The 18,057-nt window shown below is 63.3% G+C and carries 16 protein-coding genes and 4 pseudogenes; 8 read left to right on the forward strand and 12 right to left on the reverse strand.

The annotated features are described in order from the left end of the window. The first annotated feature begins 6 nt into the window (after positions 1-6). A complete protein-coding gene (locus HEQ16_04630; GenBank protein ID MCO4053333.1) occupies positions 7-357 on the forward strand; it encodes a hypothetical protein in 351 nt (116 codons plus the stop codon). A 292-nt stretch (positions 358-649) separates the two neighbouring features. Further along, positions 650-1,222: a hypothetical protein gene (locus tag HEQ16_04635; protein ID MCO4053334.1), complete on the forward strand. Its 573-nt coding sequence runs from the start codon at positions 650-652 to the stop codon at positions 1,220-1,222. A gap of 85 nt (positions 1,223-1,307) precedes the next feature. Here the strand turns inward: HEQ16_04635 and HEQ16_04640 are convergent. The 11 genes and pseudogenes from HEQ16_04640 to HEQ16_04690 all read right to left on the reverse strand — a co-directional run bounded on the left by HEQ16_04640 (position 1,308) and on the right by HEQ16_04690 (position 11,669). Further along, positions 1,308-1,835, reverse strand: a pseudogene (locus HEQ16_04640) (IS5 family transposase). 348 nt (positions 1,836-2,183) lie between these two features. Further along, positions 2,184-3,381: pseudogene (locus HEQ16_04645) on the reverse strand (IS91 family transposase). 9 nt (positions 3,382-3,390) lie between these two features. Then, entirely contained in the window at positions 3,391-4,263 is an 873-nt protein-coding gene (locus HEQ16_04650; GenBank protein ID MCO4053335.1) for a tyrosine-type recombinase/integrase, read from the reverse strand. Between the two features lie 108 nt (positions 4,264-4,371). Further along, positions 4,372-4,686, reverse strand: a pseudogene (locus HEQ16_04655) (transposase). Positions 4,687-4,815: 129 nt separating this feature from the next. Next, a complete protein-coding gene (locus HEQ16_04660; GenBank protein ID MCO4053336.1) occupies positions 4,816-5,688 on the reverse strand; it encodes an ABC transporter permease in 873 nt (290 codons plus the stop codon). A 19-nt stretch (positions 5,689-5,707) separates the two neighbouring features. After that, the gene (locus tag HEQ16_04665) at positions 5,708-6,772 is read right to left on the reverse strand and encodes an extracellular solute-binding protein (GenBank protein ID MCO4053337.1); all 1,065 of its coding nucleotides are present in this window, start codon (positions 6,770-6,772) and stop codon (positions 5,708-5,710) included. A gap of 49 nt (positions 6,773-6,821) precedes the next feature. After that, on the reverse strand, positions 6,822-7,883 hold the full coding sequence (locus tag HEQ16_04670) for an ABC transporter ATP-binding protein (GenBank protein MCO4053338.1): 1,062 nt from the start codon (positions 7,881-7,883) through the stop codon (positions 6,822-6,824). Between the two features lie 3 nt (positions 7,884-7,886). Continuing rightward, positions 7,887-8,702, reverse strand: coding sequence for an ABC transporter permease (locus HEQ16_04675; protein MCO4053339.1), 816 nt, complete (start codon positions 8,700-8,702; stop codon positions 7,887-7,889). 29 nt (positions 8,703-8,731) lie between these two features. Then, positions 8,732-9,970, reverse strand: a complete 1,239-nt coding sequence (locus HEQ16_04680) for an amidohydrolase family protein (GenBank protein MCO4053340.1) — start codon at positions 9,968-9,970, stop codon at positions 8,732-8,734. A gap of 173 nt (positions 9,971-10,143) precedes the next feature. After that, positions 10,144-10,539 (reverse strand): RidA family protein, encoded by a 396-nt coding sequence (locus tag HEQ16_04685; GenBank protein MCO4053341.1) that lies wholly within the window; start codon positions 10,537-10,539, stop codon positions 10,144-10,146. A gap of 221 nt (positions 10,540-10,760) precedes the next feature. Further along, positions 10,761-11,669 carry a LysR family transcriptional regulator gene (locus HEQ16_04690; protein ID MCO4053342.1) on the reverse strand — a complete coding sequence of 303 codons (909 nt, stop codon included), beginning with the start codon at positions 11,667-11,669 and terminating at the stop codon, positions 10,761-10,763. 93 nt (positions 11,670-11,762) lie between these two features. Between HEQ16_04690 and HEQ16_04695 the strand changes: the two genes are divergently transcribed. From HEQ16_04695 to HEQ16_04710, 4 genes are read left to right on the forward strand one after another with little or no spacing between them, the layout of a single operon-like run. Further along, positions 11,763-12,854: a 4-oxalomesaconate tautomerase gene (locus HEQ16_04695; GenBank protein MCO4053343.1), complete on the forward strand. Its 1,092-nt coding sequence runs from the start codon at positions 11,763-11,765 to the stop codon at positions 12,852-12,854. Between the two features lie 59 nt (positions 12,855-12,913). Further along, positions 12,914-13,882, forward strand: a complete 969-nt coding sequence (locus HEQ16_04700) for a tripartite tricarboxylate transporter substrate binding protein (GenBank protein MCO4053344.1) — start codon at positions 12,914-12,916, stop codon at positions 13,880-13,882. 5 nt (positions 13,883-13,887) lie between these two features. Beyond that, positions 13,888-14,409, forward strand: a complete 522-nt coding sequence (locus HEQ16_04705; protein ID MCO4053345.1) for a tripartite tricarboxylate transporter TctB family protein — start codon at positions 13,888-13,890, stop codon at positions 14,407-14,409. Position 14,410: 1 nt separating this feature from the next. Next, complete coding sequence (locus HEQ16_04710) at positions 14,411-15,916, forward strand: tripartite tricarboxylate transporter permease (GenBank protein ID MCO4053346.1); 1,506 nt, start codon at positions 14,411-14,413, stop codon at positions 15,914-15,916. A 415-nt stretch (positions 15,917-16,331) separates the two neighbouring features. On the opposite strand, the gene HEQ16_04715 is transcribed toward HEQ16_04710, so the two are convergent. Next, a complete protein-coding gene (locus HEQ16_04715) occupies positions 16,332-16,763 on the reverse strand; it encodes a transcriptional repressor (GenBank protein MCO4053347.1) in 432 nt (143 codons plus the stop codon). Positions 16,764-16,923: 160 nt separating this feature from the next. On the opposite strand from HEQ16_04715, the pseudogene HEQ16_04720 reads away from it, so the two are divergent. Then, positions 16,924-17,088: pseudogene (locus tag HEQ16_04720) on the forward strand (GTP-binding protein). 146 nt (positions 17,089-17,234) lie between these two features. After that, positions 17,235-18,053 (forward strand): class I SAM-dependent methyltransferase, encoded by an 819-nt coding sequence (locus tag HEQ16_04725; protein ID MCO4053348.1) that lies wholly within the window; start codon positions 17,235-17,237, stop codon positions 18,051-18,053. The last annotated feature ends 4 nt before the right edge of the window (positions 18,054-18,057 follow it).

The raw sequence follows: 18,057 nt of genomic DNA on the forward strand, positions 1-18,057 counted from the left end.
ACGCATATGGCCGCGCATCGTCGCGGCGATCAAGTCTTGAAGCCCTACGCTCTCATTGCCGAGGGGGAAGCGCACCGCGCCCTGGAGCCTGCGCTCGCCCGTCTGATGGCGGTGCGCGCCGATCTCGCGGATTCCACAACTGGCGCGTCCGACGCGGCGCTTTCCGGCATGCTCATTGCCGAGGAGCAGGCCCATCTCGATGTCGCCGTCGCGCCGGTCGATTGCCTGCGCTGCCTGCGCCGCAAGTTTTCCGCCGTGTCGATGGCACTGAGTGAGGAGGAGCTTGACCCCAAGCGCCTGTCGATCCTGCTCGCCGCGCTCGGCGCCGACATCGACCACCTGATCCGCAAGCACTGACCACACACTGTGCGCTGTCCCGAGGGGATCCATTGCGACCCTGAAAGCGGCGCGCTATCATGCTGCCATTGCATCCGGGCCACCGGTCCGGGTGCGAATATACACCGAAATGTACACCTGTTTGTACACCTCGGCTCATCTCTAGAGCCGGCCTTGGCTGAAAAAGCACAAGGAAATCAAGGGTTCGAGGGCTCGGGACGGACAGTCCCGCCCTGTCCGCCATTACTCAGGTTTTCGCACATTTGCGATCGTGTGCGTTTAGCTTCGAATAGTTCCATTGTTGAAGACGGGATTGACCCTCACGAGACGCGACGGTGCGCGGCGACTTCTCGATGAAGCCATTCGGCTTTGGCTAGATGCTCGTGATCCATTGGCTGTTCACGCGCTGACCATGGCGGCGTTTGGTGTTCTTCGCGACCTGCATCAGCATGAGAACGAGGGCGAACATCTCCGTCTAAAGGATCTACTGAGCGAAATTGGCAGCTCGCGCCTCGTCGAACTGTGGAACAAGCTAAAACACGCAGATCGTGATCCCGAGGTGCCGCTCTCCGTGCCATCAGAAAAAGAAAATGAATGGCGGATGGGGATGGCTTTGGTGATTTATCGCACTCTTGAGCGTGACTTAACGCCGGAAATGGGCGCGTTTCACCTAATGTCGCTTTCCGCTTATCCGGACAACTTTCAGGTCGTTGCGGATGAAGACCCTGATATCGAACACGGTGCCCAGGTCGCAGCCGCCCTCATGCGGGAAGACGTTGAACTCCGAAGAACGATTGTACGGTCATTTTTGAAGCTGATCGTTGACGGATCGCTTCCTGCAAATGTCAATCTGCGCCGACGCCACCGAAACGACTATTCTTCGTAGCCGGAAGTATTGCGCACAATCCTGAGCAGATCACTCGCACCCGGTTTCCTCCGCCCCGCCATTACTCAGAGCCCGATTCAAAAGTTCACGTGCAGATTGAGTGTCTTGCGATGCGTCTGGTGAGCATGCGGATGCTGGCGATATGGGCGAAGGCTGTGGAGCTTGCGATGGATTTCTCCCAATCCTTGGCAAGACGGCGGCATCGATTGAGCCATGCGAATGTTCGCTCGACCACCCATCGGCGGGGCAGGACGACGAAGCCCTTTGCGGCATCGGACCGTTTGACGATTTCGATTGTCCAGCGGCCATGGCCTCGCATGGCATCCTTCAGTTTGCCCCCAGCATAGCCGCCATCAGCAAAGATATGACGCAGCCAGGGACAGCGGAAGCGGATCGCCTTGAGCAGGTCAGGAGCACCATCACGATCCTGAATGTTGGCACCGTGGACCAGCACGAAGATCAGGAAGCCGAGCGTGTCGGTGATGATATGGCGCTTGCGGCCTTTGATTTTCTTTCCTGCATCATACCCCGAAATCCCGCCACTTTCGGTGGTTTTGACGCTCTGGCTGTCGATGATGCCGGCGGTGGGCTGAGCCTGCTTACCCTCAATCTCTGTGAGGTCGCGCGGCTGAGATCGTCGTGCGGGCCGCGATGCGCGACCTCATTGAAGCCGGATTGAACGAACCCGCTGGCGCGGGAGCCTATGGGGATAGTTGCTGGCGAGTGCGGCAACAGATCTTGCTGTTGGCACGGGGTCTGGCCCTGATCCGCCCTGTTCGCTGATTGCCGCCAGCTATTCTGCAGCATGCAATGAGCCGGAGCGAGCGCTTCTGTACCATGTTGGCGATGCCAAGGGTTGATCTGGTTGTCGTTCGATGCTGCAGGGCGCAAGGGGTCGTACTCCGCAACGTATCAGCGAGCGGATTGATGATGCCGGATGGTCGAAGGCTGCGAACTGTCGTCATGAGGTGTCTGGGCAGGGCTGGCAGCGTGGCAGGAGCCGGGTGATGCGCATAGTTCCCCCGCAGCACGGACAGATCACTGGATCGAGGGCCTTCTGCTTTGGCTCTGGAGCGTGCTTGACCGCAGCGTCATGTTCAGTGGTGCGCGGATGACCGATCCCGCAAGCTTCGGCGGCAGCAATAGTCTGACGGATGGCAGCCAGCTTGATGCGGCGGCAACCGTTGGCGAGGAAGCCGAAGTGGCGGATACGGTGGAAGCCGTCTGGCAGGGCGTGCAGCAGGAAGCGGCGAATGAACTCGCCTGCATCGAGCTTCATGACGCGGACAGCACTGCCATGGCGATAGTCCCGCCAGCGGAAAGAGACACTGCTTGTCGTCCATGGCGACGAGGCGGCTGTTGGCGATGGCGACACGGTGGGTGTAGCGACCGAGGTAGGCCAAGACATGCTGCGGCGAACCAAAGGGCGGTTTGGCATAGACAACCCAGTCGGTGCGTCGCTGCGCGGCGAGCCAGGAAGTGAAGACTTCGACATCGTTGAGGACGGCAAGCTCGCCAAAGAAGCCAAGTTGACCCGTGGTTCTGGCCTCCTGGAGCCTCTCGACGAAGCGACGGCGGAACAATTGCGAGAGGACATGGATGGGCAGGAGAAAGTTCGGCCTGCAGGCGACCCACCGACCATCGTGGGCCAGTGCACCGCCCGGAACCAGACAATGCACATGAGGATGATGTGTGAGCGCTTGCCCCCAGGTGTGGAGAATGGCGACGGCACCAACCTCGCCACCCAGATGGCGCGGATCACGGCCGGCGGTCCTCAGCGCGTAGGCCGCCGCCTCGAACAGGATGGCGTAGACAATGGCCTTGTTCTGGAAGGCCAGCGCGCCGATCGGGGCAGGCACTGTGAAGACGACATGGAAGTAGGACGTGGGCAGCAGATCCTTTTCCCGCTCCGCCAGCCATGCCTCCCGCGCCGCGCCCTGGCACTTCGGGCAATGGCGGTTGCGGCAAGAGTTGTAGGCGATGCGGCTGTGCGTGCAGCCGTCGCAAGCTTCCACATGCCCGCCCAGAGCTGCCGTGCGGCACAGCGCGATGGCGCTCATGACGCGCGTCTCGACCCGGCCAAGCGGCACGGGCCGTTCCCGGCGATAAGCAGGACCGTGGCGGCGGAAGACATCCGCCACCTCCAGAGCGCTGTGCATCTCCGTTACTCAGACGGGAGGCGTCACGGTGAGGTCGAGCCGATCGAGCGGGCTTCGCGTCCTGGCGATTGTCGTGGTCGCCACATGGGTGTAGCGCGCCGTCGTCGACAGATTGGCGTGGCCCAACAGCACCTGGATAATGCGGATATCGGTCCCGCTCTCCAGAAGATGGGTGGCGAAGCTATGGCGCAGCGTATGCACGCTGACCTTCTTCGTCAGGCCTGCCGCCTTTGCAGCCGAGCGGCAGGCCGCGTGCAGAACCTGCACATCCATCGGCTTGTCCGGGCCGCGACCGGGGAAAAGCCAATCGCCTGGGCGTGCCAGCCGCCAGTAGCTGCGCAGGATCGCCAGAAGCGCGGCAGAGAGCATGACAGTGCGGTCCTTCGCGCCCTTGCCGTGCCGGACCTGCAGCACCATCCGGGCGCTGTCGATGTCGGTAACCTTCAGGCTCACCGCCTCCGAGGCCCGAAGGCCCGCTGCATAAGCCGTCGTCAGCGCGACGCGCGTCTTCAGGGAGGGTACTGCCTCCAGGAAGCTCACGACCTCGTCCGCCCCCAGGATCGCAGGCAGCTTGCGCGGTGTGCGGGCGTAGACGATGCGCTCGGGAATCTCGGCGCGGTCCAGTGTGACGCCGTAGAAAAAACGCAGGGCGCAGACCGTCTGGTTCAACGCGGGCCAGGAGATCCCCTGGCTGACCAGATGCACCTGGAACGAACGCACGTCCTCCAGACCAAGCCAGTCTGGCGAACACCCAAAATGGCGGCTGAACTTCGTCACCGCATGCAGATAGGATCGCTGTGTGGCTGGAGACAGATTGCGCAGTGTCATGTCGTCGATCATGCGTCGGCGCAGGGCGCTCATCGCAGGCTTGGCTTCGGTCATCGGGAACTCCTGGTGGGATGAGTGGCTTCAACACCCAAACCTTCCCATCAGGAGCTGCCCGTCACAAACCGCGCACCCCTCCCGCGACAGCGGGTTCGTTCAATCCGCAATCTCGCGTGCGGCCATCACCAGAAGCTGGTTCATGGTTTCCAGAAGGCCACTGTCCCGCCAACGATAGAAATAGCCGCGCACGGTCGAGACAGGTGGGAAATCACCCGGCAGCATGCGCCATTGGCATCCGCTCGAAGCAATAAACAGGATCGCTTCCACCACATCGCGCATGTCCGTGGTTCTGGGCCGACCGCCGCGCTTGGCGGCGGGAACCATCGGCGCGATCAGTGCCCATTCCCGGTCGGTCAAATCACTTGGAAACCGCAAACGATCACGGTTATGCTCAGCACGAGCGATAGCAGTCCAGGTCATCGGAAACCCCATTTGATTCAGCACCAAAAGGGAATCACAACCTACTGATATCGCTCAACTCCTTTTAAATCGGGCTCTGAGGGGTGGATTGTGGGTTTGCGCGGGGGGCGTCGGGATCTGGCGCGAGCCTCAGGCGTAGCGGCGGCGGATCAGCAGGCTCGAGGCGATGGTGAGGATCAGCGTCACCGTCATGAGGATGAAGGAGACGGCGCCGCCGAAAGGCCAGTTGTTCTGCTGCGCGAAGGTGGAGAAGACCAGCGGCCCCATGGTCTGGAACTTCGGCCCGCCCAGCAGAACCGGCGTCGCATAGGCGTTCATCGCCAGGATGAAGGTGAGGATCACGCCCGCGAGGATGCCTGGCAGCGCGAGCGGAAACAGCACCCGCAACGCCATGGTCATGGGCGGCGCGCCGAGCGAGAAGGCCGCTTCCTCGACATTGCGGTCGATGCCCTCGATCACGCTTTGCAGGGTCAGCACCATGAAGGGCATGTTGACCGCGATGATGCCGATGACCACCGCCATCTCGGTGTACATGATCTCGATGGGCACGGAGATCACGCCCATGCCCATCAGGCTGGCGTTGACGAAGCCCTTCGATCCGAAGGCGACCATCCAGCCGGCGGCACGCACCGCGTTGCCGACGAACAGCGGCAGCACGATTGCCATCACGAGCAGGTTCTTGTAGCGCGACTGGGTGCGCGCCAGCACGTAGGCAAGCGGGAAGCCGAAAATCAGGCAGAAGATCGTGCAAAGAACCGCGACGCGGACGGTGCGCCACAGAACCTGCAGATAGAACGGGTCGGTGAAGAACTTGACATAATTGGCGATGGTCAGCGCATCGACCATCAGCTTGCCCGGAACGAAGGCGTTCAGGCTGTAGCGGAAGAGGATCGCGATCGGCACAAGCAGGCCGATCGCGACGAAGATGGTGGCGGGCACGAGCAGGCCCGCCGCCGTGAGGTTGCCGGGCTCGCCGACCGGTCGTTGTGAAGCATGCGCCATGGCGAGCCGCTGTCCCGGATCAGGCCTTGAAGACCTTGTCCCACCACTCCTTCATCGCCGCGTCGTTCTGCGCGAGGAAGGCGTAGTCGAGATCCTTCATCTTCTTGTTCTCCTCCTCGGTGAAGCCGATGCGCTTCTGGAGGTCGGGCGCGACGGCGGCTGTCGTCACGGTTGGATTGAAGCCCATGTCGATGGCGAAGTTCTCCTGTGCGCCCTTCTCCAGCATGGCGTCCATGTAGGCATAGGCGGCGGCCTTGTTGGGCGCGTTCTTCGGGATCATGAAGCCCGAGACATAGGCCATGGTGCCCTCACTCGGAGCAACGGAATCGACCGAGATGCCGGCATTCTGCCACTGCACGGCGCGGGCCTTCCACATCATCCCGATGCTGATCTCCTCGGTCTTCAGAGCCTGGGCGAAGGCCTCGTTGGTGGGATAGATGCGGGCGCCGGCGCGCTTTGCGGCGAGCAGCAGTTCCTTGCCCTTCTCGAGGCTCGTCATGTCGCCTGTGGCGGCAAGCCCCGCTGCCAGCATCACGAATTGGTACTGGATGTCGATGAAGCCGAGCTTGTTGCCATATTTCGGATCGAAGCAATCCTTGTAGCTCGTGGGGGCGGGGGTCACGAGCTTCGGGTTGTAGACCACAACCTTGCCGGAGATGATGTGGCCGACGCCGAACGGATAGCGCGCGATCGGGATGAGGTTGGCGGCATTCTTGAGCCTGGAATAGTCGATCGGATCGGCGACGCCCGCCGCATCCATCTCGAACATCTGCGCGGCCGACAGTCCCTGGATATCGGTCGTTCCGCGCGGCAGCCGGCGTTCGGCGACCATCTTGGCCCGGCGCGGCGCATCCGACGCCTGGTCCTGCACGACCTCGAAGCCCTTGGGCTTGAGGAAGGGCTCCTCGACGTTCTTGGACAGCAGGCGCGCATAGTCGCCGCCCCACGTGCCGACGACGACGCGCCCGGCGGCCTGCGCTGTGGCCTCGCTGGAGCCGACGGCCGGCAACAGCGCTCCTGCGGCTGCGAGGCCGAGGCCCTTCAGCGTGGTGCGCCTGTCAATTCCCTTGGTGACCTTCGACATTTCGACTTCTCCCCTTCTTGTGACTCGAATGGCGGCGGATGCCGCAGTTTCAGGCAGCCTCGCGCGCAAACACGAGACAGGCCGAGGCCGGCCAGCCGACCTCGATCGCGTCGCCGACGGCCGGAGCGAGGCTGTCGGATCTGTTGGGAATCTGCACCATGACATGGTCGGCGTCGTTCAGGCGCACATGCACGTCGAGCATCGCGCCCAGATAGGACACGAAGCTCACCGTGCCCGCAGCATGATTGTCGAGGCCGCGCGCGGCTGGGCCAAGCGTGAGCCGCTCGGGTCGCAGCGCGATGGTGGCGGGCCCCTGCCGGGACGCAGCCGGGCAGATGAGCGCAAGCCCGCCATCCGAGCGGAAGGCGCCATCGCCCGTCACCATGCCCGCGATCATCGTGGAGCGGCCGACGAAATCGGCGACGAACAGGTCGGCGGGGCGCTCGTACAGGTCCGACTGCGTGCCGACCTGGCGGACCGCGCCGTCGGACATGACGACGAGGCGGTCCGCCATGGTCAGGGCTTCCTCCTGGTCGTGGGTCACCATCACCGTGGTCAGGCCGGTCTGCTGCTGCAGCGCCCGGATCTCGAGGCGCACCTGCAGGCGCAGCTTGGCGTCGAGGTTCGAGAGCGGCTCGTCGAGCAGCAGCACATCGGGCCGGATGACGAGCGCGCGGGCAAGCGCCACGCGTTGCTGCTGCCCGCCGGAAAGCTGGCGCGGATAGCGCTCGCCATAGCCATCGAGCCGGACGAGCCGCAGGGCTTCGGCGACCCGCGGGCCGATCTCGCTGCGTGAAGCCTTTCGCATCTCGAGCCCGAAGGCGACGTTCTGTGCGACCGTCATGTGGGGAAACAGCGCATAGCTCTGGAAGACGAGGCCGGCATTGCGCTTCCAGGGCGGAAGGCTGGTGATGTCCTGATCGCCGATGCGGATCGAACCGCCGCTCGGCGGCACGAAGCCCGCGATCATGCGCAGCGTGGTGGTCTTGCCGCAGCCGGACGGGCCGAGCAGCACGAGAAACTCGCCATCCCGGACCTCGAGCGAAACGGATTTGACCACGGCGACATCGCCGTAGCTCTTGGTCAGTCCGTCAAGGGTCAGTGAGGCCATCGATCAGACAACTCGGGCAAGCTTGACGTAGCGGTCGGTGATGATCATCGCCGTTGCGATGAGCAGGATCTGGAGGACGGAGACGGCGGCGACGGTCGGATCGATCTTCCATTCCAGATACTGGAGGATGGCGATCGGCAGCGTGATGCGTCCTGGCCCCACGAGGAACAGGCTCATCTCTAGATTGCCGAAGGAGGTCACGAAGCCGAACAGGGCGCCAGCCACGACGCCGGGCCGGATGGCCGGCAAGGTGACGCGGAAGAAGGTGGTCCACTGGTTGGCGCCGAGGCTCTGGGCCGCTTCCTCCGCCGCCCGGTCAAGCCCCGCGAGGCTGGCTGTGACGAGCCGGACTGTCCACGGGATCACGATGAGCGTGTGGCCCGCGATGAGGCCGCCGATCGAGCCCAGGATCGGCAGGCCCGTGGCGATCTCCGTCTCGATCTGGAAGACATAGATGGCCGTGCCCATGACCACGCCGGGCACCACCAGCGGCAGCAGCAGGAACTGGCTCATCGCGGCGTTGCCGGTGAACTGCCTGCGCGCCAGGATCAGGCTGGCCGGCACCGCGAGGGCAAGGCCGATCACGGTGGCCGCCACCGCGACCTGCACGCTTGTCCAGAGCCCGGTGACGAAGTTCCGGTTGTTGCCGATCGCGCCGAACCATTTGAGCGAATAGCCCTCTGGCGGGAAGGAGGGAATCTCCTGCGCGAAGAAGGCCAGCCAGGTCACGAAGACCAGCGGCATGAGGATGAAGCTGAGGGTCAGACAGGCGACGCCATGCAGCGCCACCCTTCCCGCAAGCCGTCCATCCGCGATCATGTTGTCGATCCCCTCAAGCGAACCGTGCCCTAGGAGAGCTGGTTCTTGTGCATGCGCCCGCCTTGCATGATCAGGGGCAGATGCGCGCCCTGCCTGGTCAGCAGGGACAGGTCCTTCAGCGGGTTCCCGTCGACCAGGACCGCGTCGGCATAGGCGCCGGCCCGGAGCGTGCCGATCTTGCCTTCCTTGCGGCAAAGTCGGGCGGCATGGACCGTCGTCGAGCGGATCACCTCGATCGCCGGCAGGACGCGGCCCCGGATGACGAATTCCTCGGACTGGTGGCGATGCATCTCGCCAAGAAGGTCGGAGCCGAAGGCCATGGTGAGCCTGGCGTCCTGCATGATCTCGAGCGACTTCATCCCTGCCAGGCGCACCGTGTCGACCTTGCCCACCGAGATCGGGTCGAGGCCGAGCGCCGGCCCCTCGACGCCGAGATACTCGTAGGTCACGAGGGTGGGGCAGGCGATGGCGCCCTTCTCGGCGGCGAATGCCGCTGTCTTGGACTGGATCAGGTTGCAATGCTCGAGGCTGTGGACCCCGCACTCGACCGCGCGACGGATGGCTTCGTCGGTGTAAAGGTGCGCGGCGACATAGGTGCCGGCATTGGACGCTTCCTCGACGGCCGCAAGGATCTCCTCGCGCGAATAGCCCAGGAAGTGGATCGGATCATTCGGCGAGGCGACGCCGCCATTGGCCATGATCTTGATGAAATGGGCGCCCTGCTTGATCTCCTCGCGGCAGGCCATCCTGACGGCGTCAACGCCGTCCGCGAGCCGCCCGAGCGAGCCGAGCGAGCGCGTCCAGGTCTCGGGGTCGCGGCGGTCGTAGCGCGACCGGCTGTCGCCATGGCCGCCGGTCTGCGACAGCGCCTTGCCGGGGATGATCAGGCGCGGGGCCTCGATCAGGCCCTGCTCCTGCGCCTCGACCAGCGGGTAGGTCGCGCCGCCGAGATCGCGCACGGTGGTGAAGCCGCGATCCAGCATGCCCTTCATGATCCGCGCGGCGCGGTAGGCGATGAGCGCGTCCGGCACGAGCGCGTTCTGGCCGATGTTGACCATGGTGGCGATGACGTGGACATGGCAGTCGACCAGGCCCGGCATCAGCGTGCGCTTGCCGCAATCCACCACGGCGGCGTTCAAGGCCTTGATGGGCTTGTCAGACAGCTCCCTGACCGTGTCGCCCTCCACGAGCATCTCGTAGCCGCCCGCAAGATCGTCGGAGATGGCGGGATCGAGCAGATGAAAGTTGCGGAACAGGGTCAGGCTCATGGGGCGGTCCTCGGGCGGCAATGCTGACCGTTCGCTGTTCCGATCCGCACGCGTGGCGCACCGCGCGCCTGCCGCCGGAAAAACCGACCGATCCTGATTTGAGCCAGTGCGACGGCGCTGGCGGTCTGGGGGCGATCATCGGTGCATACATTATCCACAGGCGCAAGATGGCGTTAGGGAATGACCGCAATGCATTCGATCTCGATGTCGAAGGGCGCCGGCCACGGATTGACGCCGGCGCTGGTGCGCGCCGGAAACCCGGCAGGAAATCGCTCGCGATAGATCGCGTTGACCGTGCCCATGAGCGCAGGATCGGTAATGAACACCGTGGTCTTCACCGCATGGGCCAGTGATGAGCCGGCAAAAGTGAGGGTCGCCTCCAGCGCGTCGAGCGCGGCCCGCGTCTGGACCGCGATGTCGCCCTTGACGATGTCGCCCGTCCTGCAATCGACGGGCGGCATTCCGCAGGTGAAGAGCAGTCCGCCGGCGCGGACCAGCGCGGAGGTTGGAGCCCCGAGCCGGCGGATCGCCTCCGAAATGACGGGGACCTCGATGACCTCGCGCTGCATGCACAACTCCTGTCGGCTCCGATGCGTTGATGCCCCGCCCGAAAGCACCTTCAGGCTGGGCGAGGGTGAAGTTCCCGGGCGTGGTGTGGCTTCCGATCGCCGCCTTGATGCAATCGGCACGATCTTTCCCGTCTTCAGAAGCCTCCACGGGTTACGGCTCAATGCCGTATCGGCTGCGCCGGATGCCGAGTTGAAACTGTCTCCTGGTCACGCCAGCCTGCTCACCCGGCCCCGCTGCGGCCCCACTGCTGCACCAATGTCTCCTTGAAGCGTGCCGCAGCCGGCGATAGCCGTGCACCCTGACGTTCCACGATTCCAATCGTTCGGCTCACGACCGGATCGACTATCGGGACAGTTGCGATAAGCGGATGCCCCGACTGCGGAGTGGCAAGCTTAGGCAGGACTGCGATGCCGAGCCCGGCCTCCACAAAGCCCAACGAGGTCGACAAATGATTGACTTCATACATCCAGTCCAGCCGAACCTCGGCGGAGGCCAGCGCTCGATCCAGGATCGCACGGTTGCCGCTCGACTGGCTTACACCGATGAGCGGATAACCAATCAGGTCCTTCCAGCTCAATCGCGTTGCTGCCGCGAGCGTGTGATCCCGGCGGCATGCCAACACGAACACATCTTCCAGAAGCGGTGTGAAGCAGAGGTCCGCCCTGCCTGCTCCGGTGATGTTGATGCCGAATTCCACCTCACCACGTAAAACAGCTTCCAGGCCCTCGATTGCGCCCAGATCGAAAATGCGGAACTTGATGCCAGGATGTGCGGCGCGGAAATCCTGAAGAACCCTTGGCAGGAAGTAGAAGGCCGCAGTGGGTATGGATGCAATCGTGACGCGGCCAGTCTGGTTGCGCCTCAGATCGCTGATCGACAGAATCGAGTCCTCGAACTCATCCAGAAGTCGCTTCACCAATGGTTGCAGTGCTTGGCCGATCCGGGTCGGCGCGACATGCCGTGTCGAGCGCTCGATCAGAACCGTGCCGATGGTGTCCTCCAGATTCTTGATCCGGCGGGACAAGGCGGGCTGGGACAAGTGCAACTCAAATGCAGCGCGGCGGAACGAGCGGTGCTCCAAAACCGCCAGAAAGGCCCGAAGGTCGAGAATCTCGAAATTAATGCTCATTTTGCATTAATGATAAAAATCTTTGCAATTTACAACCGCCATTTATTCCGACACGCAAATCAAGAGCCAAGACTATTCCGGAATGATGAAGCGATGGACGACCTCGTTCGCATACCATGCGTGCTCATGCGGGGCGGCACCTCCAGAGGGCCGTTCTTCCTCGCATCGCATCTTCCTCAAGATCGCGCGGCGAGAGATGCGGTGCTGATCGAAGCGATGGGTTCCGGGCATTTCCTCCAGATAGACGGGATCGGTGGCGGCAACCCGCTGACAAGCAAGGTCGCCATCGTTGGTCCGGCGAGCCGCCCGGAGGCCGACGTTGATTATCTGTTCGCCCAGGTCGACGTGATGGGTCGCTCCGTCGACACTTCGCCAAACTGCGGCAACATGCTCGCAGGGGTAGGCCCTTTCGCCATCGAAGCGGGCCTCGTTCGCCCCCAGGCTGAACGGACCACGGTCCGCATCCACAATGTGAACACCGGCGCGCTTGTTGCAGCGCAAGTTTCGACACCAGGCGGCCGCGTCGCATACGGTGGCGATGCAAGCATAGACGGTGTTCCGGGAACGGCCGCGCCGGTGTTGCTGGGCTTTGAGGATGTGGTGGGTCTGCGCACCGGCCGCCTCATCCCAACCGAGACGCCGATCGTCTCGCTGCACGGCGTCGATGTGACGCTGATCGACTCCGCGATGCCCTTGGTCGTCGCACGTGCGGAGGACTTCGGGTTCGTGGGCACAGAGACGCCGGAGCAACTCGATCGGGAGACCGACTTCAAGCGCAAGCTGGAGCTTGTACGTCGCGCAGCCGGGGTTGCCCTGGGCTTTGGCCGGGTCGATGATCTCGTCGTCCCGAAGCCGGTGCTTGTGGCTCGGCCAGGTGCCGGTGGGCACCTTGCTGCGAGATACTTCATGCCGCATGTTTGCCATACCGCCATTGCGACCACTGGCGCCGTCGGACTCGCGCTCGCCGCCTCTGTACGAGGCACGATCGTGAATGAGATCACCGGAGACATAGCCCCCCCGGTGGTGATCGTTATCGAACATCCGAGCGGTCGCATTGAGGTGACGCTGGAGCAGCAGGCGGGCGCGGAGAAGCCAACGGCCTACATCGTCCGCACCGCGCGGCGGCTCTTCGAGGGGTCCGTGCTTGTTCGCGGGATCGGAGATCGGCCAACCACGGCAATTTAGTTTATGCAGAAGTCGAAGGCGGCCCCACAGAAGCCGTTCAATCAGGAGGAAAGACAAAGATGCTTACGCGACGTCATGTGCTGCTCGGGGGCTCAGCCGCCTCCATTCTGGCCAGCCCGGTGTTCGGCCAGGGCGCCTACCCAACCAAGCCGATTACGCTGATCGTATCCTACGCGGCCGGTGGTGGGACGGATGCCATCGCGCGGGTGTTCGCGCAGCGGCTGGAGACGGTCCTGAATGGTCGGGTGATTGTCGAGAACCGTCCAGGCGCGGCGGCCAATCTTGGCACGGAGGCTGTGGCTGCAGCTGCCCCGGACGGATACACGCTCCTGATCGGCAACCAGGGCCCGATGGTGGTGAACCCGCATCTGTTCCGCCGCTTGCGCTCAGATCCGGCAACAACGCTCGACCCCATCGCTTTGATCGCTGATGCAGGCCTCGTCGTCGTCGTCGGCCCGCGGCTGCAGGCTACAACGCTTGGCGACCTGGTCCGCCTGGCCAAGACCCGCCAATTGGTTTACGGCTCCGCGGGCAATGCGTCTGCAAGTCATCTGGCAGCGCTCCTGCTCGGACAGGTCGCCCAGTTCAACGCGCGCCATGTGCCCTATCGGGGCGCCGGACCTGCACTCAACGACCTCGTCGGCGGCCACATCGACTTCATGGTGACGACTATCCCGTCCGCTGTAGGCCTTATCGAGGGCCGCCAGCTCACGGCGCTTGCAGTGACGACCGAGGCGCGTTTCCCAAGCCTTCCGAACTTGCCGACAGCGCAAGAAGCCGGCGTGGCAAACTACACGGCCTCAGCATGGTATGGGCTTCTGGGCCCGCGCGGATTGCCTGGGGCCATCCGCGAGCGGTTGGAGGCGGCGACGCAAGAGACACTTCGTGACCCCACGGTCTTGGCGCGTTTGTCCGATGATGGCGCCATCCCATCCAGAAAGGGCGCGCGTGAGTTCGGCGAGTTCATGTCCCGCGAGCGCGAGCGCTGGGGACAGATCGTCAGCAGCGCCAACATCACGCTTGAGTGACAGCCATGGCGGAGGTGAGCGACGGACCGCCGCCCGCTGCGGCGCGGGGATTGCGTTCGAGGGATTTCATTGCCGGTTTGGCTCTGCTGCTCGTCGGTGGCGGAGCGTTGCTGGGTTCGATGGAACTGCCGATCAAGACGAGTTCAGGGGTAGGATCGGGCCTGCTGCCCGTTTCGCTGTCCCTGATCATGATGGCTCTTGGCGTGGCGCAGATCGCACTTTCGTGGCGGACCGGCAGCCCGGTCTTTTCGGGCTGGCCGTGGCGCGGGACGATTACGCTTCTCGGGGCCATCGTGGTCTTCGCGATCACCATCCGCGGCGTTAGCCTCGGTCCCCTGCAATTGCCGGCGCTTGGTCTGGTTATCGCGGGGCCGCTGACGGTATTCATCGCCGGCATGGCGACGTCGGACACTCGTCTCGGACAACTCGGCCTGTTGTCGGCCGGCCTGTCCGCCTTCTGCCTCCTGCTCTTCCGATACGGGCTGGGACAGCCGATCCCCGTTGCTCCCTGGCTGATAGGATACTGACATGGGCGACGTCATCGGCAATCTCGGCCTTGGCTTCTCGGTCGCGCTGACATTCAAGAATATCGGCCTCTGTTTCCTCGGATGTCTGATCGGCACACTTGTCGGCGTCCTGCCAGGTGTGGGCCCAGTCGCGACGATCGCGATCCTGCTGCCGATCACCATGTCGTTGGACCCCACTGGCGCCCTCATCATGCTTGCCGGGATCTACTACGGCGCGCAGTATGGCGGCTCGACGACGGCCATCCTCGTCAACATACCGGGCGAGGCGACGGCCGTCGTCACCGCGCTGGACGGGCACCAGATGGCAAGGAGGGGCGAAGCTGGGCTTGCGCTTGGACTTGCGGCTATCGGCTCGTTCATCGCCGGGACCATCGCGACGCTTCTGATCGCGGCCCTTGCTGCGCCGATGACCCGGCTGGGCCTCCTGTTCGGACCTTCCGAGTATTTCGCATTGATGATCATGGGCCTCGTGTTCGCGGTGGTTCTTGCGCGCGGCTCGGTGCTGAAGGCGGTCGCCATGATCGTCTTCGGGGTGCTGCTTTCATGTGTCGGCACCGATCTGGAGACCGGTCGGGAACGCCTTACATTCGGCGTCCACCATCTCTACGATGGAATAGAGTTCGTGGTTATTGCGATGGGCCTGTTCGGCTTCGCCGAGATCCTCAAGAACCTTGCGGATCCCGAAAAGCGGGATGTCGCGCGAACGAGGATCGGTCGCCTGCTCCCAACAGCAGCCGAGATCAAGGGTAACCTGCCGGCGATCCTGCGCGGCACCACGCTGGGGTCCGTTCTTGGCATTCTGCCCGGCAACGGGGCTATCCTTGCGCCATTTGCAAGCTATGCGATCGAGAAGCGCCTTTCTCCTGAACCAGAGACGTTCGGCAAGGGCGCCCAGGCCGGTGTGTCGGGTCCGGAGTCGGCCAATAATGCGGGCGCGCAAACGTCCTTCATACCGTTGCTTACTCTTGGCCTGCCGCCAAACGCGGTGATGGCCTTGATGGTTGGCGCGATGCTCATTCAGGGCATCGTTCCCGGACCTCAGGTGATCGACCGGAATCCCCAGCTCTTCTGGGGGCTGATCGCCTCGATGTGGGTCGGCAACGTCATGCTGCTTGTCATCAACCTGCCGCTGATCGGCATTTGGGTGAAACTGCTGGCCGTTCCTTATCGCCTGCTGTTCCCGGCGATCGTGCTGTTCTGCTGCATCGGAGTCTACTCGCTCTCAAACGATGCGACGGCTGTTGTCATGACGGGTCTGTTCGGGCTGCTTGGCTATGCGCTGCACAGGCTCGACTTCGAGCCGGCGCCGTTGGCGCTGGGGTTCGTGCTCGGCAAGCTTCTCGAAGAAAAGCTGAGACAGGCTCTGATCATATCGGACGGCGATCCGACGACATTTGTCGGCAGCCCAGTCTCGGCGAGCCTGCTCGCCATCGCAGCTTTTGCTATGTTGACGGCGCTTCTGCCTCAGGTCCGGCGAGGGCGGGAGACCGCCTTCAAGGAAGGGTAGCCGGTTCGCAAGGGGACGGTTGCGCGTCGCCGAGGCCCATCTCCGCTCCAGTCGACATCGAGAGGCGAGATTGAGCCATTGGCGGCGGGAGCACGCCAACGTCCGCGCCCCTTTCCGCCGATATGACAATAGCGTCCGACTCCTTGGTTCAGCCGCTCCCCTCCCCTCCGAGGGTCTCTCGGCAGGGGAGCTTCGGGAGGACAGTCGGTCAGGACATGCCATGCCGAGCCACACCGATCCCACACGAGCCTCGGTGGGCGGACCGCCGACGAGTTCGCAACCCGTTCCGGACAGACCACAACCAGCGCAGCGTCTGGCTATGAACGGGAGCAATCAGGGAAGATCGGAATCCGGATGCGGGGAGATCTGCTCTGGATTGTGCGAAATCGGCCATAAGTGACCGAGGCCGTACCGTTCATGCCGCTTTTGCGTCCAGGCACCGCGCGCATTCGCCTTCCAGCTCCACGATTGGATGAACAGGCTTGAAGCCAGCATGTTCAGCTGCGCCCAGGAGACCTCGGGCCACCAGATCCGATGGCGCTTCCTGCACCGTGCCGCATTGGCTGCACACCATGAACACCACGGCTTCACCAGGGTGATGCTCATGATCGCATGCAAAATACGACGCCTTTGATGCGAGCCGGTGGACGCAGCCGGCCTCCTGAAGGAAGTCGAGCGCGCGGTAGACCTGAACCGCCTGGACTTTCTTCGGGACGCTGAGGCGATCCGTGATCTCATAAGCGGTGAGTGGCTTTTCCTCGCGGGCCAGCACGGTCAGAACGCGCGCTCGCATCTCGGTGAACGGGATTTTCCGCGCAACTGCAAACGCGCGGGCGCGGTCAATCATTGCTGCCACGTCAGAGTGGGGCGCGTGCACATGGCCATGCCCCCCGCATCGCTCATGATATGCTTTTTCGCCGGCCATGGCCGAGACCTCCTTGACCATCGCAAGGGTATAATACTACTACACTCATCTGAGTGTCATAACGTTACACCCTCAAGAGATCATGGCCAAGTCCCAATCCGACAATCGTCTGCCAGTGACAGTGCTTTCTGGCTTCCTCGGCGCGGGCAAGACCACGCTGCTCAACCATATCCTGAACAACCGTGAGGGCATGAAGGTCGCGGTCATCGTCAATGACATGAGCGAGGTGAACATCGACGCCGAGCTTGATGCGTTCATTCTCTGCGGCGAAGGCACGGACGGGTTCATGGAACGGTTCGAGCGTCCGCAATCGTTGCAGGCTGGCCTGCTTGATCGAGTGCCCCCGCTGATGCCGGGCGCGATGCAAGTCGAAGTGCGACCGGCGGTTTATCCATGACCGCTTCGACACCGATCACCGAACCCGCTCCTCGCAGCAATTTCGGCCTCAAGGACGAAATTCGGGCCTACTGGACCAAGCGCGCCGAAACCTTCGACCACTCCTGGGGCCACAAGATCCGTACAGCCGGCGAGCTCGAAGCCTGGTGCGCGCTCTTTCGGGATCATGGTGCGATCAGAGCCGGGTTCAAGGTGCTTGAGCTTGCCTCCGGCACAGGCGAGGTGACGCGCGCGCTTGTCCAGCTGGGCTGCAGGATCGACGCGATCGATCTCTGCGAAACGATGATCGAGCGCGCGAAAGCCAAGCATCCAGCTTCTCCCGTTCAGTTCCATCTCGCCGACGCCGAGAACACCATGATGCCGGACTCGGCTTACGACCTCGTGGTCACGCGGCATCTGGTCTGGACCTTGACCGCCCCCGCCGCCGCGCTCGCCGACTGGTTCCGCGTGCTTAAGCCCGGACAGCGCGTGGTGATCGTGGATGGCGATTGGGTGCGGGCAGGCCCCCGCGCCAGGTTCCTGAAGCGCCTGTCGGCGCTGCTCGATCGCCTCGGTGGCAAAAAACCTCTTTGGGATCAGGCGGCCCACGAGCGCATCATGAACCAATTGCCGTTTCGGGACGGCCTGACGCGAGAAACGCTGATCGCCCTGCTGCGCGACGCGGGCTTTGTCTCCATTCTTTCGGACGATCTGACCTCCGTTCGTCGTCATCAATGGCGCGCCGCTTCCTGGTCCGAGCGGCTTCGCCTGCTCGCGACCTATGAAGGCAGCACCTTCATCGTCAGCGCCGCAAAGCCAACCAGCGCCGCAGCCTGACTCA

The organism is Bosea sp. (in: a-proteobacteria) (assembly GCA_023910605.1).
Taxonomy (GTDB): Bacteria; Pseudomonadota; Alphaproteobacteria; order Rhizobiales; family Beijerinckiaceae; genus Allobosea.